This is a genomic window from Sphingomonas rubra (assembly GCF_900115745.1).
In the GTDB taxonomy this organism is placed as follows: domain Bacteria; phylum Pseudomonadota; class Alphaproteobacteria; order Sphingomonadales; family Sphingomonadaceae; genus Sphingomonas; species Sphingomonas rubra.
Genome location: NZ_FOXP01000005.1, coordinates 96162 through 111535 on the forward strand (window position 1 = coordinate 96162; position 15374 = coordinate 111535).

The window sequence follows — 15374 nt, forward strand, 5'->3', positions numbered from 1 at the left end:
GTGCGTTTTGCGCCCGCCCTCCCGCGCGTGTAGAGACGCCTCCCGAACCGATGGCCACGCTCTCCCCCGCCCGCGCGCCGTTCACCGTGCGCCCCTTTTTCGAGAACAAGGCGCGCGCCTTCTGGGCGTTGCAGGCGGTCGGCTGGGGCGGATACCTGCTGCTGCGCGGCGTCGTCGCCATCTCCAACGGCTTCTCGCTCGAGGTCATCATCCCGATCATCGTCGAGGCGATCGTCGGCTACTGCATCACGCTGCTGCTGTCGGCACTCTACGGCTACTGCCGCACGCTCGCCTCGGTCCCCGGCACGCTGCTGGCGATGGCGATGCTGACGCTCTCGACGATCCTCTACGCGACGATCAACGCCTTCTCCTTCTCCTTCATCCAGACGGACGTGCCCGGCATCACGCTGACCGGCGTGATCGGTTTCCTGTTCATCAACTTCGTGGTGCTCGCCGGCTGGTCGGCGCTCTACTATGGCATCAACTTCTTCATCGTGGTCGAGAACCAGATCGACGAGATGCGCGCGCTGGAGCTCCAAGCGTCGTCGGCGCAACTCGCCATGCTGCGTTATCAGCTCAACCCGCATTTCCTGTTCAACACGCTCAACTCGATCTCGACGCTGGTCCTGCTGAAGGAGACGCAGCGCGCCAACGCGATGCTCAGCCGCCTGTCCTCCTTCCTCCGCTACACGCTGGCCAACGAGCCGACCGCGCACGTCACCGTGCTGCAGGAGGTGGAGACGCTGAAGCTGTACCTGGAGATCGAGAAGATGCGCTTCGAGGATCGCCTGCGCCCGGTGTGGGACATCGATCCGCGCGCGGAGAAGGCGCGTCTCCCCTCGCTGCTGCTCCAGCCCCTGGTGGAGAACGCGATCAAATACGCCGTCACCCCGCAGGAGGAAGGGGCCGAGATCTGCGTGCGCGTGCGGCTCGCCGGGGAACGGGTGCAGATCGCCGTATCCGACACCGGCCCGGGCTTGCACGAGGCGCGGCAAAGCGTGAGCCTTTCAACGGGCGTCGGGCTCACCAATATCAGGGAGCGGCTGGCGCAGTCCTTCGGACCCGACCAGCGGTTCGAGACGCGCTCGACGCCTGCTGGCGGTTTCTCGGTCGAGATCGAGATCCCCTTCCAGCTCGAAGACGTGAACAGAGAGGTTCCATGACCATTCGCACCATCCTCGTCGACGACGAGTCGCTCGCCATCCAGGGGCTCGAGCTTCGTCTCCAGGCGCACGAGGACATCGAGATCGTCGATCGCTGCCAGAACGGCCGCGAGGCGATCCGGTCGATCAAGACGCACAAGCCGGACCTGGTCTTTCTCGACATCCAGATGCCCGGCTTCGACGGCTTCTCCGTGGTATCCGGTCTGATGGAGGTGGAGCCGCCGTTGTTCGTGTTCGTCACCGCCTATTCCGACCACGCGCTACGCGCGATCCAGGCCGACGCGGTGAATTACCTGATGAAGCCGGTGGACGAGAGCCAGCTCGCCGACACGGTGGACCGCGTCCGCCAGCGCCTGGCCGAGAAGCGCGCCGTCGAGGAGGCGGATCGGCTGAAGGAGGCGCTGGCCGAGCACGCGCCCGATGCCGCCGCCGACATGGGCGTCGACGCCGCCGCGGGCGGCGACGTCCAGTCGAGCCGGTTCGAGAAGCTCATCAACATCAAGGATCGCGGGCAGATCTTCCGCGTCGACGTCGACACGATCGAGCGGATCGACGCGGCCGGCGATTACATGTGCATCTATACCGGCGACAACACGCTGATCCTGCGCGAGACGATGAAGGATCTGGAGAAGCGCCTCGATCCCCGCCGCTTCCAGCGCATCCACCGTTCGACCATCGTCAACCTCGACCTGGTCAAGCAGGTCAAGCCGCACACCAACGGCGAGTGTTTCCTGGTGCTCGGCTCGGGCGCGCAGGTAAAGGTCAGCCGGTCGTACCGCGACGTGGTGGCGCGCTTCGTCCACTGATCCTCTCGCGTCACCCCGGGCTTGACCCGGGGTCCATGGTTCCGCGAGCGCGCGGGCGGCGGCTCCTGCGGAGGGATGGACCCCGGATCAAGTCCGGGGTGACGATCAAGAGAGCGCTTGCCCACCCGCCCGCCGTGTGCTGTTCTCCTAATACACAGGGGAGAACGAGCATGCGCAAGGCAATCTGGTTGGCCGCCGCGACGGGAGCAGCATTGATGACGACGAACGCGGCGGCACAGGCGGTGTCTTCCGTCCCCCTGATCGAGCGGACCAAATTGTTCGGCAACCCGACGCGCGCGGGCGGGCAGCTGTCGCCCGACGGCAAGTGGCTGGGCTTCATCGCGCCGCGCGACGGGGTGATGAACGTCTGGGTCGCGCCGGTCGACCGGCCGGGCGAGGCACGCCCGCTGACCGCGGAGAAGACGCGGCCGATCCGCTCCTATTTCTGGTCGCCCGACTCGCGCCAGGTGCTGTTCGTCAACGACAAGGGCGGCGACGAGAATTTCCTCCTCTACGGCGTCGACCTCGCCACCGGCACGCAGAAGGCGCTGACCCCGTTCGAGAAGACACGCGTGCAGCTGATCGGCAGTTCCGAGACGATCAAGGACCGCATCCTGGTCGGCGTCAACAACCGCGACCCGCGCTGGCACGACGTGCAGGAGCTGAACCTCGCCACCGGCCAGCTCACACCCGTGTTCCAGAACGACGGCTATGCCGGCTTCGTCGCCGACGACCAGCTGAAGCTCCGCATCGCGGTAAAGAGCCGTCCCGACAGTGGCGTCGATTACTACCGCATCGTCGACGGCAAGGTGGAGGCGCAGCCCTTCACCCGCGTTGATTACGAGGACGCAGGCACCACGTCGCCGCTCGGCTTCACCACCGACGGGCGCACGCTCTACTGGACCGACGCGCGCGGGCGGGACACCGCCGCGCTGCTGGCTCAGGATATGGCGACGGCCAAGTTCACCACGGTCGGCGCCAGCGACCGGGCCGATGTCGGCGGCGGCCTCACCAATCCCCGCTCGGGCAAGGTGGAGGCCTATTCCGTCAATTTCCACCGCAACGAGTACATCCCCGTCGGCGACGCGGTGAAGGCCGACCTCGCCTTCCTGAAGGCGCAGAACAAGGGCGAGTTCTTCGTCGGCACGCGCACCGACGCGGACGACAAGTGGCTGGTCACCTTCGATCCCGTCACCGCGCCCGCCTCCACCTGGCTGTACGACCGTCCCGCGAAGAAGCTGACCGAACTCTACACCAGCCGGCCCGAACTGGTCGGCGCGCCGCTGGTCGCGATGGAGGCGGTCGACATCCCGACGCGCGACGGGCTGTCGATGGTCAGCTACCTGACCAGGCCCAAGGGTGCGACCGGGCCGGTGCCGATGGTGCTGCTGGTCCATGGCGGGCCGTGGGGGCGCGACGGCTACGGCTACAACTCGCTGCACCAGTGGCTCGCCAATCGTGGCTACGCGGTGCTCAGCGCCAATTTCCGCGCCTCGACCGGCTTCGGCAAGAAATTCGTCCAGGCCGGCGACCAGCAATGGGGCCGCAAGATGCACGACGACCTGCTCGACGCGGTCGACTGGGCGGTGAAGCGCGGCGTGACGACCAGGGACAAGGTCGCGATCATGGGCGGCAGCTACGGCGGCTACGCGACGCTCGCCGGGCTGACGATGACGCCGGACGCCTTCGCCTGCGGCGTCGACATCGTCGGCCCGTCGAACCTGTTCACCTTGCTCAAGACGATCCCGCCCTATTGGGAGGCGGGCAAGCAGCAGATGTACCGCCGCATGGGCGATCCCGGTACGGCCGAGGGGCAGGCGCTGCTGAAGGAGCGCAGCCCGCTCACCTATGCCGACAGGATCACCAAACCGCTGCTGATCGGCCAGGGCGCCAACGATCCGCGCGTCAACGTGGCGGAGAGCGACCAGATCGTGGCGGCGATGCAGGCCAAGAACATCCCCGTCACCTACGTCGTCTTCCCCGACGAGGGTCACGGCTTCGCGCGCCCCGCCAACAACATCGCGTTCAACGCGGTGACGGAGAATTTCCTGGCGAAATGCCTGGGCGGCCGCGCCGAGCCGGTCGGCGACGCCCTCGCCGCCTCCACCGCGCAGGTGAAGGCGGGCGAGGTCGCCGGCGGCGCGGCGGAAGCGACCGGCAACTAGGCGGCGCTTTCCTGGAATGCGCGTTCCTGCCGTGCGGAACCTCGCCCTTCCCCGTCCGCTACTCCACCGGCAGCGCCGCGCGCGTCTCCTCGCGGCGGCGGACATGCTCGCGCCAGACGATGTAAAGCCCGCTGGCGACGATCACCGGCGCGCCGATCCAGGTGCTGCTTCCCGGCAGCGACCCGAACAGCCACCAGCCGAACGCCGTCGCCCACAGCAGCGCGGAATAGTCGAACGGCACCACCAGCGACACCGCGCCGCGGCGCAGCGAGGCGGTCATCGCCAACTGCGCCGCCCCGCCGAACAGCCCGATGCCGACCAGCAGCGCCCAGGTCGCCGGCGCGTGTCCCTGCGCGGAAAAGGCGTAACCGATCCCCAGCGGCACCAGCGACAGGACGGAGAACCACCACACCGTGGTCTGCGCCCGCTCCGTTCGGCCGATCTGGCGCAGCAGGATGAACACCACGGAGGTCAGCAGCGCCGCCGCGATCCCGTAGGCGGCGCCGCGCGCGGGAATGGCGTGGCCGCCCGGCTGCACCACGATCAGCACGCCGACGAAGCCCAGCGCCACCGCCGACCAGCGACGCGCGCCGGTCGGCTCGCCCAGCACCAGCGCACCGAGCACGGTGGCGAAGATCGGCGTGGTGAACGCGATCGTCGTCGCCTCCGCCAGCGGCAGCGCGAGCAGCGCGGCGAAGGTCAGCGCCATGCTGGTCACGCCGACCACCGCGCGGCTGATATGCGCGCCGATCCGCGCGGTACGGATGGTGGCGAGCCCCGGCCCGGCCGCGATCACCGCCGTCACCAGCACCGCCGCCCCCGCCTGGCGGAAGAACAGCAACTCGCCGAATGCGGCGCCCCGCGCCTCCGCCAGCTTGATCCCGGCGTTCATGCACGCGAACAGCACCACCGAGAGCAGGCGCAGCCCGATGGCGGGCAAGAGGCGGTCGTTGGTCACGCCGGACGCCCTAGCGATCCCACGCCGCCCCGCCCAGCCGCGCATGACCGCCTTTGATCGCAGGTTCTTAACCCTAAACGAAGACAATCGGTGCGACTGGGGTCCGTCATGCCGATCCACCGATACCGCGCGAATGATAGCAATGACTCGTGATGCGTACCCCTCGCCCAGCGGCCGAGCCGGTCCACCATCCGACCAGCGGGGAGTGGGGTCGATGATCCGCCACGGCGTCCCCGCGGGTGTCGGACCTCGACCTGGAGCGATCGATCGAGCGGACAGCCTGGCCGCGTTCGACGACAGCTACTGCCGCGCCGCCTGGATCGCGGTCTGCCGGTCGCAGGCGGTGGTCGAGTTCGACATGACCGGCGTCATCAGCTGGGCGAACGACGGTTTCCTGTCGCTGGTCGGCTACCGGCTCGACGAGATCGTCGGCCGGCACCATCAAATCCTCTGCCACCGCGACTACGTCGCCACGCCCGCCTATCAGGCGTTCTGGCGCAAGCTGGCCGCGGGCGAGTTCGACGCCGGCGAGTATCCCCGCCGCCGCGCCGACGGCAGCGAGATCTGGCTGCAGGCGACCTACAACCCGATCTTCGACGCGGACGGCGTCGCCCGCCGCGTGCTGAAGGTGGCGACCGACGTCACCCGCCAGGTCCAGCTGGAGCGGCAGGTCAAGCTCCACCTGGAGGAGGCGACCTCCTATCAGGCGACGCTGCAGGATCGCGGCGCCGCGCTGCACCGCTCCGTGCAGGCGCTGGCCGAGATCGTCGGCTACATCTCGCGCATCGCCGACGAGAGCAAGCTGCTCGCCCTCAACGCCAGCATCGAGGCGGCGCGATCGGGCGAGGCGGGGCGCGGCTTCGCGGTGGTCGCGGGCGAGGTGCGCAAGCTCGCCGACGACACCCGCGCCGCGACCCGCCGGGCAAGCGAGCTGATCCTCGCCGAGGGCACCGATCTGGCGGCTTAGGCCAGGACGGTCGAACGCGGGCCGGTGCCGCCGAAATGCGCCTTCGGCGCATTTCCAAACCGACTTTCAGCCTCGCCAGTCCCCCGCGGCTGCCATCCACAGCGCCACTGCGGCGGCAGCGGCCGTATCGGCGCGCAGGATGCGGGGGCCGAGCGACACGCCGACCGCGCTCGCATGGGCGCGAACCAGATCGCGCTCCTCCGCGTCGAAGCCGCCTTCCGGCCCGATCAGGATCGCCGCCGGGCCGGGCGCTCCCGCCATCGCCCCCAGCGCGGGCGCGCCGCCGGCCTCGTCGGCGAAGAACAGCGTCCGCTCCGCCGGCCAGTCGCGCAGCAGCGCCGGCAGCTTCACCGGATCGGCGAGTTGGGGCAGCGCGGTGCGGTCGCACTGTTCGGCCGCCTCGATCATGTGCGCGCGCAGCCGGTCGGTGTTCGGCTTGTCGACCACCGTGCGGCGGGTGACGACGGGGACCAGGCGATCGACCCCCAGCTCGCACGCCTTCTCCGCCAGCCAGTCGACCCGGCCTTTCTTCAGCGGCGCCGCGCACAGCCACAGGTCGGGAACGGCCTCGCGCGGGCGCAGCAGGCCGGTCACCTCCACCGTCAGGTCGCGCTTGCCGGCGGCGGCGACCGTGGCGAGCCACTCGCCCGTGCGATCGTCGAACAGCTTCACCGGATCGCCGGGCTTCAGCCGCATGACCTGGAGCAGATAGTGCGCCGGCGGCCCGTCGATCCGGCGCGCGCCGGGCCCCAGCGGCTCGTCGACGAACAGCCGCGGCGTCGATTGCGGCGGCCAGGCGGGGGTCGCCGCCATCAGCGACGCCGCCGGCGCAGCACCGCGCGCGCGAGATAGACGACGAGCACCAGCGCCGCCGCCGCGAACAGCGCCATTCCCGCCACCGCGCCGACCACGCGCGCGATCGCCCAGAACAGCGCCTCGACGAAGCGGCCGACCGCGACGGAAAGGCCGATCATGAGGGGGAGACTTCGCGCATTCCCGCAGCGATACCGCGAGTGGCTTCCCGCGCCAAACGTGGTTTTGTAGGGCGGCCGCGCGACCCTCAGGAACAAGCATGACCGTCATCACTCCCGACAGCGAGCATCGCGGCCTCGTCCGGCACCTGCCCGCGCGCGTCCGCGGCCTGGCGCTGCTCGCCCGGTTCGACCGGCCGATCGGCTGGTGGCTGCTGTTCTGGCCCGGCGCCTGGGCGGTCGCGCTCGCCGGTCAGGCGGTGGAGCGGTGGAGCCTGATTCTGTGGCTGCTGCTCGGCGCGGTCGCGATGCGCGGCGCCGGCTGCGTCTACAACGACATCGTCGACCGCGACCTCGATGCCAGGGTCGCGCGCACGGCGGCGCGGCCGATCCCCGCCGGGCTGGTGTCGGTCCGGGCCGCCTGGATCTGGCTCGTCTGCCTCAGCCTGGTCGGCCTGGTCGTGCTCGTTCAACTGGCGCCGCTCGCCGCGATCGTCTCGCTGGCCAGCCTGGCGCTGGTCGCCGCCTACCCGTTCATGAAGCGGATCACCTGGTGGCCGCAGGCGTGGCTCGGCCTCGTCTTCTCCTGGGCGGCGCCGGTCGGCTGGGCGGAGGCGACGGGCACGCTGTCGGCGCCTTTGTGGTGGCTCTACGCCGGCTCGGTTGCCTGGGTGATCGGCTACGACACGATCTACGCCTGCCAGGATCGCGAGGACGATGCGCTGATCGGCGTCCGCTCCTCGGCCCTGCGCATGGGGTCGCACGTCCGCGCCGGCGTCGCCGCGCTCTACGCACTGGCGCTGGCGCTATGGGCCGCCGCCGTCTGGACCGTCCGCCCCGACCCGCTCGCCCTCGCCGCGCTCCTCCCCGCCGCGCTCCACCTCGGCTGGCAAGCGGCGACGCTCCACCCGGACGACGGCGCCGGCACCCTCCGCCGCTTCCGCGCCAACCGCTTCACCGGCCTCCTCCTCTTCCTCGGCTTCCTCGTCGTTGGCGCGAGTTAGATTTTCGCGCGAAGACGCGAAGACGCGAAGAGGTCGCTCCCGCCGCGCAGCGGCCCTCGTCACTTACCGGCCGATCGGGCCACGCGTCCGGCCGAGCACCCGACCTCTTCGCGCCTTCGCGTCTTCGCGTGAACCATCCGTCCGCTCGGTTGCGCGCACCCCCCGCCCCACCTACGTGCCACCCATGCTGAACACCGACCAAGCCCGCACCCGCGCCGCCGACATCGTGGCGCGTGCGATGGCGGCGGGGGCCGACGCGGCGGACGCGGTGTTCGCCGCCGACGCGTCGCTGGAGGTGTCCGTGCGCCTCGGCAAGCTGGAGGATGTCGGCCGTTCCGAAGGATCGGACCTCGGCCTGCGCGTCTTCGTCGGCCGCCGCTCGGCCAGCGTGTCGACCTCCGACCCGTCCGACGCCGCGCTCGCCACGCTGGTCGAGCGCGCGGTGGCGATGGCGCGCGAGGCGCCGGAGGACGAGTGGGCCGGCCTCGCCCCCGCCGATCGCCTGCTGCGCGGCGACCCGCCGCTGCTCAACCTGGCCGACCACGACGATCCCGCCCCGCAGGCGCTGCGCGACGCCGCCCTCGCCGCCGAGGATGCCGCGCTCGCCGTGCCCGGCGTCAGCAACAGCGAGGGCGCCGGTGCCAGCGCGTCGCGCTCGGTCTGGGCGCTCGCCACCTCCACGGGCTTCGCCGGCGCCTACGAGGCGACCGGCTTTGGCCTGTCGGCGAGCGTGCTGGCCGGCGGCGAGGGCGCGATGCAGCGCGACTATGCCCACCACGCCACGCGGCTGCGCCGCTTGCTCGACGATCCCGCCATGATCGGCCGGCTGGCGGGCGAGCGCGCCGTCGCCCGCGTCAACCCCGGCCGTCTGCCGAGCGGCCCCATGCCCGTCGTCTTCGACCCGCGCGTCGGCGCCTCCCTCCTCGGTCACCTGATCGGCGCGATCGGCGGCGGCGCGATCGCGCGGCGGACGAGCTTCCTGCTCGACGCGCTCGGCACCCCCATCCTGCCGCCCGGCCTGTCGGTACGCGACGATCCGCACCGCCCGCACGGCCTGCGCTCGCGCCCCTTCGACGGCGAGGGCCTGCCCGTCTCCGCCACTGCCATCGTCGAGGAGGGCGTGTTGCAGACATGGCTGCTCGATTCCGCCGCCGCCCGCCAGCTCGGCCTCTCGCCCACCGGCCACGCCGCGCGCGGTGTCGGCGGCGCTCCCGGCGTCTCCACCGCCAACCTCCATCTCGACGGCGGCCACGTGGCCGTAGAAACGCTCCTCGCCGAGGCGGAGGGCGGCGTCTACGTCACCGAACTCATGGGCCAGGGCGTCAACGGCATCACCGGCGACTACAGCCGCGGCGCCGCCGGTTTCCGCATCCAGGACGGCCGCCTCGGCGCCCCCGTCGCCGAGTTCACGATCGCCGGCAATTTGCGCGACATGCTGCTGAACCTGACCGCCGCCGACGATCTGCAATTCCGCCAGGGCACCAACGTCCCCACCCTCCGCGTCGACGGCATGACGGTCGCGAGTGGCTGACGCTTCCCTGCTGGAGCCGCCCCTCCTTCAAGCGGTCGCGGGCGTCGCACGCGAGGCGGGGCAGATGGCGCTCGCCCGCTGGCGCACCGACTTCCGCCGCTGGGAGAAGGAGGAGGGCAGCCCGGTGTGCGAGGTCGACCTGGACGTCGACCGCATGCTCCACGCCCGCCTCACCGCGCTCCTCCCCGATGCCGGCTGGCTGTCGGAGGAGACCGCCGACGCGCCCGAACGCCTGTCCCGCGCGCGCGTCTGGGTGGTCGACCCGATCGACGGCACGCGCGACTATATCCGCGGCCGGGAAGGCTGGTGCGTGTCGGTCGCCCTGGTCGAGCACGGCCGCCCCATCCTCGCCGTGCTCGACGCCCCCGCCCGGCGCGAGGCATGGATCGCCGTCGCCGGTCGCGGCGCCTGCCGCAACGGCGTCCCCCTCGCCGCCGGCTCCCGCACCGACCTGGTCGGCGCCCGCGTCCCCGCCGACACCCTCCCCAAGGCGGAGCGCGACGTCGTCGCCGTCGCCAAGCCCAACTCCATCGCGCTGCGCATCGCCATGGTCGCCGCCGACGAGGCCGACCTCGTCGCGACCCGCCGCTGGGGCAACGAGTGGGACATCGCCGCCGCCGTCCTGATCGCCAGCGAGGCGGGCGCCGGCGTCACTGACGCGCTGGGGGCACCCCTCGCCTTCAACCAGCCCGATCCCAAAGCCTTCGGCCTCCTCGTCGCCGCCCCCGGCATCCACGCGGCGGCGATGGCGCGACTGGGTGGCCGGTAGCACCACCGCCCGCCGCTGCCCTACAAGCCCCGGCTCCGATACGACCCACCACCTTGCAACTTGCTGATGGAAGTTAGCCTGAACTTCATCGCTTGCAGCGCCGTGCGCGAGGCCCCTATCCCGCCTCATCGGCCGCGCGTAAGGCGCCGCACATGACGACCAAGACCGACTCCCCCATGAGCTCGCCGATCATCGAGTCGCGCGACCAGCTGATCGAGAGCTTCGCGCGCGGCGAAAAGCCCGCCGACCGCTGGCGCATCGGCACCGAGCACGAGAAGTTCGTCTACTCCACCGCCGATCACCACGCCCCCTCCTACGAGGAGGCGGGCGGCATTCGCGACCTGCTCGCCGACCTCACCCGCCACGGCTGGCGCCCGGTCGAGGAAACCACCGATCGCGGCACCAACGTCATCGCCCTGACCGGCGCCGATGGCAGCGTCAGCCTGGAGCCCGCCGGCCAGTTCGAGCTGTCGGGCGCCCCGCTCGACAACCTCCACCAGACCTGCGCCGAGACCGGCCGCCACCTCGCCCAGGTCAAGGAAGCGGGCGACCGCCTCGGCCTCGGCTTCCTCGGCCTCGGCATGTGGCCCGACAAGACGCGCGCCGAGCTGCCGATCATGCCCAAGGGCCGCTACGACATCATGCGCCGCCACATGCCGCGCGTCGGGTCGATGGGCCTCGACATGATGCTGCGCACCTGCACCATCCAGGTGAACCTCGACTATGCGAGCGAGGCGGACATGGCGCAGAAGTTCCGCGTCGGCCTGGCGCTGCAACCGCTCGCCACCGCGCTCTTCGCCAACTCACCGTTCACGGAAGGCAAGCCTAACGGCATGCTCTCCTATCGCAGCCATATCTGGTCGGACACCGATCCGGCGCGCACCGGCATGCTGCCCTTCGTGTTCGAGGACGGCTTCGGCTACGAGCGCTACGCCGACTACATGCTCGATGTGCCGATGTACTTCGTCTACCGCAATGGCCGCTATGTTGACGCCGCGGGCCACTCCTTCCGGGACTTCCTACGCGGCGACCTGTCCGTCCTGCCCGGCGAGAAGCCGACGCTCGACGACTGGACCGACCATCTCTCCACCGCCTTCCCCGAGGTGCGGCTCAAGACGTTCCTGGAGATGCGCGGCGCCGACGGCGGTCCGTGGAGTCGCATCTGCGCGCTGCCCGCGCTCTGGGTCGGCCTCCTCTACGACCAGGCCGCGCTCGACGCCGCCTGGGATCTCGTCAAGGACTGGTCGATCGAGGACCGCCAGGCCCTGCGCGATCAGGTGCCCGCCCGCGGCCTCGACGCACCGCTCCCCGGCGGCGGGCGTTTACGCGACATCGCGCCCCAAGTGCTCGACATCGCCCATGCCGGCCTCGCGGCGCGCGCCCGCCTCAACGGCGCCGGCGAGAACGAGACCGGCTTCCTCGATCCCCTGCGCGAGGTCGTTCGCCGCGGCACCACGCCAGCGGAGGTGCTGCTGGCCGAATATCACGGCGCATGGGCGGGCGACGTGTCCCGCGTCTACGCCGAGGCGAGCTTCTGATCGCCTGAACCATTGCGCGCTGCCCCGTGTCCCGCTACCCAGAGGGCACACGCGGGTGTAGCTCAATGGTAGAGCAGAAGCCTTCCAAGCTTACGACGAGGGTTCGATTCCCTTCACCCGCTCCAGCTTTCGCAGCGGATCAGCGAGGCTGATCCGTAAAAAGCGAAAGCGCGGCCGGCGCCGCAATGCGGCGACCGACAGCGTGGCTTCGCCACGACGCCCCTTCTTCAAGCCCCCCACTCAGACCCCTCCGGATCAGGATAAAAGTCCTCGTCCATGGGCTTCGACGCCTCCCGCCCCACCGGCAACGTCGGCACCCCGCCCCCGAAGCGCACCCGCACGTACGCGGCCGTGTCTCCCATTCCCTGGAACACCGCCGCCACCTCCTCGCCCGCGCGCAACCGCGCCCCGATCCACGGCGCCCGCTCGGCGGTAAGATACCCCAGCTGCACCCCGCGGATCGAGAACACCGCCACCGCGTGGGGATCGTGCGGATTTTTCGGCTCCGGCACCAGCGACACCGCCTCGCCCGGCACGCAGAGCAGCAGCTCGTACCGCCGATTGCTCCGGCTGCGATCGGGATTGGGGAAATCGATCCCGACGACGGCGAGGGTCAGCTCCTGCACCCCCGTCTTCTAGCGAAGATCGAGGTCGGCGGCTGCATCGGTCGAAGGGATGGTGGACAGGGCTGGATTCGAACCAGCGTACGCTTGCACGGGCAGATTTACAGTCTGCTGCCTTTAACCACTCGGCCACCTGTCCAGATGGTCGCTGTTGGGCGAGGCGGCTCCATGGCGAAGCCGTCCGCCCCTGTCAACGCCGCTGTCAACGCCGCTTGCATGAAGAGGGTGCGGCGCATAGCAGCCGCCCATGCGCATCATCCTCTCCCTCTCCGCGCCGGCGGCCCGCTGATGGCGCGCCGCGGCCATCGTCCGTCGAGCGGCGGCACCGCGCAGCGCCCGCGCTTCTGGGGCCGCCACGCCGTCGCCGCCGCGCTCGCCAATCCCGAGCGGGTCGTGCGCAAGATGTGGCTGACGCGCGAGGCGGCGGCGCAGCTCGACGTGCCCGCGACCATGCAGGTCACCTACGCCGACGCCGCCGACCTCGGGAAACTCGTCCCCGCCGACGCGCCCCACCAGGGCGCGATCGCCGAGGTCGAGCCGCTGGAGGACATGTGGCTCGCCGACCTGCTGGCCCAGGGCAAGGAGGACACGCGCCCGCTGATCGTCCTCGACCAGGTCACAGATCCGCACAATGTCGGCGCGATTCTGCGCTCCGCCGCCGCGTTCGACGCGCTCGGCATCGTCACGCAGGACCGCCACGCACCGCCTGAATCGGGCACGGTCGCGCGCGCCGCGAGCGGAGCGCTGGAGACCGTACCGTGGATTCGCGTCGTCAATCTCGCCCGCGCACTGGAGGAGATCGCCGAAGCGGGCTTCTGGCGCATCGGCCTGACCGGCCACGCGGAGAAGACGCTGGCGGAGACGATGGGCAGCCAGCGCGTCTGCATCGTGCTCGGCGCCGAGGGCGAGGGGATGCGCCAGAACACGGAGGCGCACTGCGACGAACTCGCACGCCTGCCGATCTCCGACAAGGTGGAGAGCCTCAACGTTTCCAACGCCGCCGCGGTGGCGCTCTACGCGGCCGCGGCGCGGGGCTGAAGACGCCGACCACCACTGTCACCCCGGCCTCGTGCCGGGGTCCAGGGTCAAGCAGCGCCGCCGCTCGTCGCGCTGGATGCCAGGACGAGACTCTCCTGAGCTTCGCCGAAGGGTCCGGCATGACGATGGAGAGGGTGGCGTTGGCGGACCATGTGCTGAACGCCGCCGGCAAAGCCGTCGTCGGACGGGTTCGGCCGGGGCCGACTCGCCGGCCGTGCCGGGCGCTCGCTGGCGCGACCGGCGCCGTCGCTGCGCCGACGCGCCTCCGCCGGTCAGTCCTCCGCCGCGATCCTCACCCGCATGCCGTCCAGCGCCGGCCCGAACGGCACCTGGCACGACAACCGCGAGGTCGCGTCGCGATCGGCGGTGGAGTCGAGCAGGTCGTCCTCGTCCGGTCCCATCGGCGGCAGCAGCCCAACGAACGCCGGATCGACGTGGACGTGGCAGGTCGCGCAGCTGCAACAGCCGCCGCACAGCGCCAGCAGCTCGTCGATGCCGCCGTCGCGGATCACCTCCATCACCGACAGCCCGGCCTCGCCGGTGAGCTGGCGTTCTTCCCCTTCGCGCGTGGTGACGATAAGCGTAGGCATGGTGCAATCTCCTGATCCTGCGCGCCGCCATGGCGACCGCGCCGCGGCGGATCAAGCCGGTGGCCATGCATGGGCCTGAGCGCCGAGCGCCTCCGCGCCGATCTCGACGCGCTCGCCGCGATCGAGCCCGCCTTCGCCGCCGCGATCGACCGCGTCGGCTACCCCGCGCCGCGCATCCGTGAAACCGGCTACGCCACGCTGCTGCGCACCATCCTCGGCCAACAGGTCAGCGTCGCCTCCGCCGACGCCGTCTGGCGCCGGCTCGACGCCACGATCGGCGGTGCCGCGAACCCCGCCGCGATGGAGGCCGCTACCGACGACCAGCTCCGCGCCGCCGGCCTGTCGCGCCAGAAGGCGGGCTACGCGCGCAGCCTGGCCGACGAGGTGACGAGCGGCCGCCTGCCCCTCGCCGCGCTGCCCACCGACGACGAGGAGGCGGTCGCCGCCCTCGTCCGCGTGAAGGGCATCGGTCGCTGGTCGGCGGAGGTCTACCTGCTGTTCGCCGAAGGGCGCGCCGACATCTGGCCCGCCGGCGACCTCGCCGTCCAGATCGAGGTCGGCCGCATCCTCGGCCACGACGCGCGCCCGTCGGAGCAGCTGGTCCGCGCGCTGGCGGAACCGTGGCGCCCCTATCGCGGCGCGGCGGCAATCTTCACCTGGCACCATTACGGCGCCGGCGCCGACGCGGCGCCGGTATGACCACGCAGCGCGAGAAAATGCTGGCGGGCGAATTATACCTTGCCGACGATCCCGAGCTGGCTGCGGCCTAGGCGCGCGCGCAGGCGATCCTCGCCCGCTTCAACGCCACCCGCGGCGACGAGATCGCGACATTGACCGGCCTGCTCGCCGAACTGGTCGGCCACCTCGGCGAGGGCGCGATCGTCAAGCCGTCGCTGCGCTGCGACTACGGCACCAACATCCGCATCGGCGCGCGCACCTTTATCAACTACGATTGCGTCCTGCTCGACTGCAACACCATCAAGATCGGGGCCGAGGTCCGAATCGCGCCCGGCGTCCACATCTACACCGCCACTCACCCGCTCGATGCCGCTACGAGGCGCTCGGGGCTGGAATCCGCGCTTCCCGTCACGATCGGCGATGGCGCGTGGCTCGGCGGCCGGTCGGTGATCTGCCCCGGCGTCACCATCGGCGAGAACACCGTGGTGGGCGCGGGCAGCGTCGTGACCAGGGATCTGCCCGCGGGAGTGCTGGCCGTCGGCAATCCCTGTCGCATCGTACGCGACCTGTAAG

At 70.9% G+C, this 15374-nt stretch carries 17 protein-coding genes and 2 tRNA genes; 13 read left to right on the top strand and 6 right to left on the bottom strand.

What is annotated here, in order from left to right; all coding sequences use genetic code 11:
* Positions 1-50 precede the first annotated feature (50 nt).
* The 3 genes from BM145_RS07580 (at position 51) to BM145_RS07590 (ending at position 4134) form a co-directional block, all read left to right on the top strand.
* Entirely contained in the window at positions 51-1163 is a 1113-nt protein-coding gene (locus tag BM145_RS07580) for a sensor histidine kinase (protein WP_093332994.1), read from the top strand.
* Positions 1160-1969: a LytR/AlgR family response regulator transcription factor gene (locus BM145_RS07585; protein WP_093332996.1), complete on the top strand. Its 810-nt coding sequence runs from the start codon at positions 1160-1162 to the stop codon at positions 1967-1969. The genes BM145_RS07580 and BM145_RS07585 overlap by 4 nt, the downstream gene beginning before the upstream one ends.
* A 170-nt stretch (positions 1970-2139) precedes the next feature.
* On the top strand, positions 2140-4134 hold the full coding sequence (locus BM145_RS07590; protein ID WP_093332997.1) for a S9 family peptidase: 1995 nt from the start codon (positions 2140-2142) through the stop codon (positions 4132-4134).
* 58 nt (positions 4135-4192) lie between these two features.
* Here the strand turns inward: BM145_RS07590 and BM145_RS07595 are convergent, their stop codons facing one another.
* Entirely contained in the window at positions 4193-5137 is a 945-nt protein-coding gene (locus BM145_RS07595) for a DMT family transporter (protein ID WP_093332999.1), read from the bottom strand.
* A 169-nt stretch (positions 5138-5306) separates the two neighbouring features.
* Here BM145_RS07595 and BM145_RS16520 point away from each other — a divergent pair, with 169 nt between their 5' ends.
* A complete protein-coding gene (locus BM145_RS16520) occupies positions 5307-6059 on the top strand; it encodes a methyl-accepting chemotaxis protein (protein WP_093333000.1) in 753 nt (250 codons plus the stop codon).
* A gap of 66 nt (positions 6060-6125) precedes the next feature.
* Here the strand turns inward: BM145_RS16520 and BM145_RS07605 are convergent, their stop codons facing one another.
* Together BM145_RS07605 and BM145_RS16010 are read right to left on the bottom strand one after the other, a co-directional pair.
* The gene (locus BM145_RS07605) at positions 6126-6872 is read right to left on the bottom strand and encodes a 16S rRNA (uracil(1498)-N(3))-methyltransferase (protein ID WP_093333002.1); all 747 of its coding nucleotides are present in this window, start codon (positions 6870-6872) and stop codon (positions 6126-6128) included.
* Positions 6872-7033 (bottom strand): hypothetical protein, encoded by a 162-nt coding sequence (locus tag BM145_RS16010; protein ID WP_177200123.1) that lies wholly within the window; start codon positions 7031-7033, stop codon positions 6872-6874. The genes BM145_RS07605 and BM145_RS16010 overlap by 1 nt, the downstream gene beginning before the upstream one ends.
* 98 nt (positions 7034-7131) lie before the next feature.
* Between BM145_RS16010 and ubiA the strand changes: the two genes are divergently transcribed.
* The 5 genes from ubiA to BM145_RS07630 all read left to right on the top strand — a co-directional run bounded on the left by ubiA (position 7132) and on the right by BM145_RS07630 (position 11997).
* Positions 7132-8034: a 4-hydroxybenzoate octaprenyltransferase gene (gene ubiA, locus BM145_RS07610; protein WP_093333004.1), complete on the top strand. Its 903-nt coding sequence runs from the start codon at positions 7132-7134 to the stop codon at positions 8032-8034.
* A 184-nt stretch (positions 8035-8218) separates the two neighbouring features.
* Complete coding sequence (locus BM145_RS07615; RefSeq protein WP_093333006.1) at positions 8219-9565, top strand: TldD/PmbA family protein; 1347 nt, start codon at positions 8219-8221, stop codon at positions 9563-9565.
* On the top strand, positions 9558-10334 hold the full coding sequence (locus BM145_RS07620; protein WP_281244354.1) for a 3'(2'),5'-bisphosphate nucleotidase CysQ: 777 nt from the start codon (positions 9558-9560) through the stop codon (positions 10332-10334). The genes BM145_RS07615 and BM145_RS07620 overlap by 8 nt, the downstream gene beginning before the upstream one ends.
* Positions 10335-10486: 152 nt before the next feature.
* Positions 10487-11872 carry a glutamate--cysteine ligase gene (locus BM145_RS07625; RefSeq protein WP_093333007.1) on the top strand — a complete coding sequence of 462 codons (1386 nt, stop codon included), beginning with the start codon at positions 10487-10489 and terminating at the stop codon, positions 11870-11872.
* Between the two features lie 51 nt (positions 11873-11923).
* A tRNA-Gly gene (locus tag BM145_RS07630) sits at positions 11924-11997 on the top strand.
* A gap of 102 nt (positions 11998-12099) precedes the next feature.
* On the opposite strand, the gene BM145_RS07635 is transcribed toward BM145_RS07630, so the two are convergent.
* On the bottom strand, positions 12100-12498 hold the full coding sequence (locus BM145_RS07635) for an HIRAN domain-containing protein (protein ID WP_093333008.1): 399 nt from the start codon (positions 12496-12498) through the stop codon (positions 12100-12102).
* A gap of 50 nt (positions 12499-12548) precedes the next feature.
* A tRNA-Tyr gene (locus tag BM145_RS07640) sits at positions 12549-12634 on the bottom strand.
* Positions 12635-12783: 149 nt separating this feature from the next.
* Here BM145_RS07640 and rlmB point away from each other — a divergent pair.
* Positions 12784-13533 (top strand): 23S rRNA (guanosine(2251)-2'-O)-methyltransferase RlmB, encoded by a 750-nt coding sequence (gene rlmB / locus BM145_RS07645; RefSeq protein ID WP_093333010.1) that lies wholly within the window; start codon positions 12784-12786, stop codon positions 13531-13533.
* Between the two features lie 272 nt (positions 13534-13805).
* Here the strand turns inward: rlmB and BM145_RS07650 are convergent, their stop codons facing one another.
* Complete coding sequence (locus tag BM145_RS07650; RefSeq protein ID WP_093333012.1) at positions 13806-14123, bottom strand: 2Fe-2S iron-sulfur cluster-binding protein; 318 nt, start codon at positions 14121-14123, stop codon at positions 13806-13808.
* 69 nt (positions 14124-14192) lie between these two features.
* On the opposite strand from BM145_RS07650, the gene BM145_RS07655 reads away from it, so the two are divergent.
* From BM145_RS07655 to BM145_RS07660, 3 genes are read left to right on the top strand one after another with little or no spacing between them, the layout of a single operon-like run.
* Complete coding sequence (locus tag BM145_RS07655) at positions 14193-14822, top strand: DNA-3-methyladenine glycosylase family protein (RefSeq protein WP_093333014.1); 630 nt, start codon at positions 14193-14195, stop codon at positions 14820-14822.
* The gene (locus BM145_RS16610) at positions 14819-14893 is read left to right on the top strand and encodes a maltose acetyltransferase domain-containing protein (RefSeq protein WP_425441087.1); all 75 of its coding nucleotides are present in this window, start codon (positions 14819-14821) and stop codon (positions 14891-14893) included. The genes BM145_RS07655 and BM145_RS16610 overlap by 4 nt, the downstream gene beginning before the upstream one ends.
* A 60-nt stretch (positions 14894-14953) precedes the next feature.
* Positions 14954-15373 carry a sugar O-acetyltransferase gene (locus tag BM145_RS07660; RefSeq protein ID WP_245739169.1) on the top strand — a complete coding sequence of 140 codons (420 nt, stop codon included), beginning with the start codon at positions 14954-14956 and terminating at the stop codon, positions 15371-15373.
* The last annotated feature ends 1 nt before the right edge of the window (position 15374 follow it).

Coding starts and splice junctions, on each gene's coding strand:
- BM145_RS07580 (WP_093332994.1), top strand. CDS start 51: ATGGCCACGCTCTCCCCCGCCCGCGCGCCGTTCACCGTGCGCCCCTTT.
- BM145_RS07585 (WP_093332996.1), top strand. CDS start 1,160: ATGACCATTCGCACCATCCTCGTCGACGACGAGTCGCTCGCCATCCAG.
- BM145_RS07590 (WP_093332997.1), top strand. CDS start 2,140: ATGCGCAAGGCAATCTGGTTGGCCGCCGCGACGGGAGCAGCATTGATG.
- BM145_RS07595 (WP_093332999.1), bottom strand. CDS start 5,137: ATGCGCGGCTGGGCGGGGCGGCGTGGGATCGCTAGGGCGTCCGGCGTG.
- BM145_RS16520 (WP_093333000.1), top strand. CDS start 5,307: ATGATCCGCCACGGCGTCCCCGCGGGTGTCGGACCTCGACCTGGAGCG.
- BM145_RS07605 (WP_093333002.1), bottom strand. CDS start 6,872: ATGGCGGCGACCCCCGCCTGGCCGCCGCAATCGACGCCGCGGCTGTTC.
- BM145_RS16010 (WP_177200123.1), bottom strand. CDS start 7,033: ATGATCGGCCTTTCCGTCGCGGTCGGCCGCTTCGTCGAGGCGCTGTTC.
- ubiA (WP_093333004.1), top strand. CDS start 7,132: ATGACCGTCATCACTCCCGACAGCGAGCATCGCGGCCTCGTCCGGCAC.
- BM145_RS07615 (WP_093333006.1), top strand. CDS start 8,219: ATGCTGAACACCGACCAAGCCCGCACCCGCGCCGCCGACATCGTGGCG.
- BM145_RS07625 (WP_093333007.1), top strand. CDS start 10,487: ATGACGACCAAGACCGACTCCCCCATGAGCTCGCCGATCATCGAGTCG.
- rlmB (WP_093333010.1), top strand. CDS start 12,784: ATGGCGCGCCGCGGCCATCGTCCGTCGAGCGGCGGCACCGCGCAGCGC.
- BM145_RS07650 (WP_093333012.1), bottom strand. CDS start 14,123: ATGCCTACGCTTATCGTCACCACGCGCGAAGGGGAAGAACGCCAGCTC.
- BM145_RS07655 (WP_093333014.1), top strand. CDS start 14,193: ATGGGCCTGAGCGCCGAGCGCCTCCGCGCCGATCTCGACGCGCTCGCC.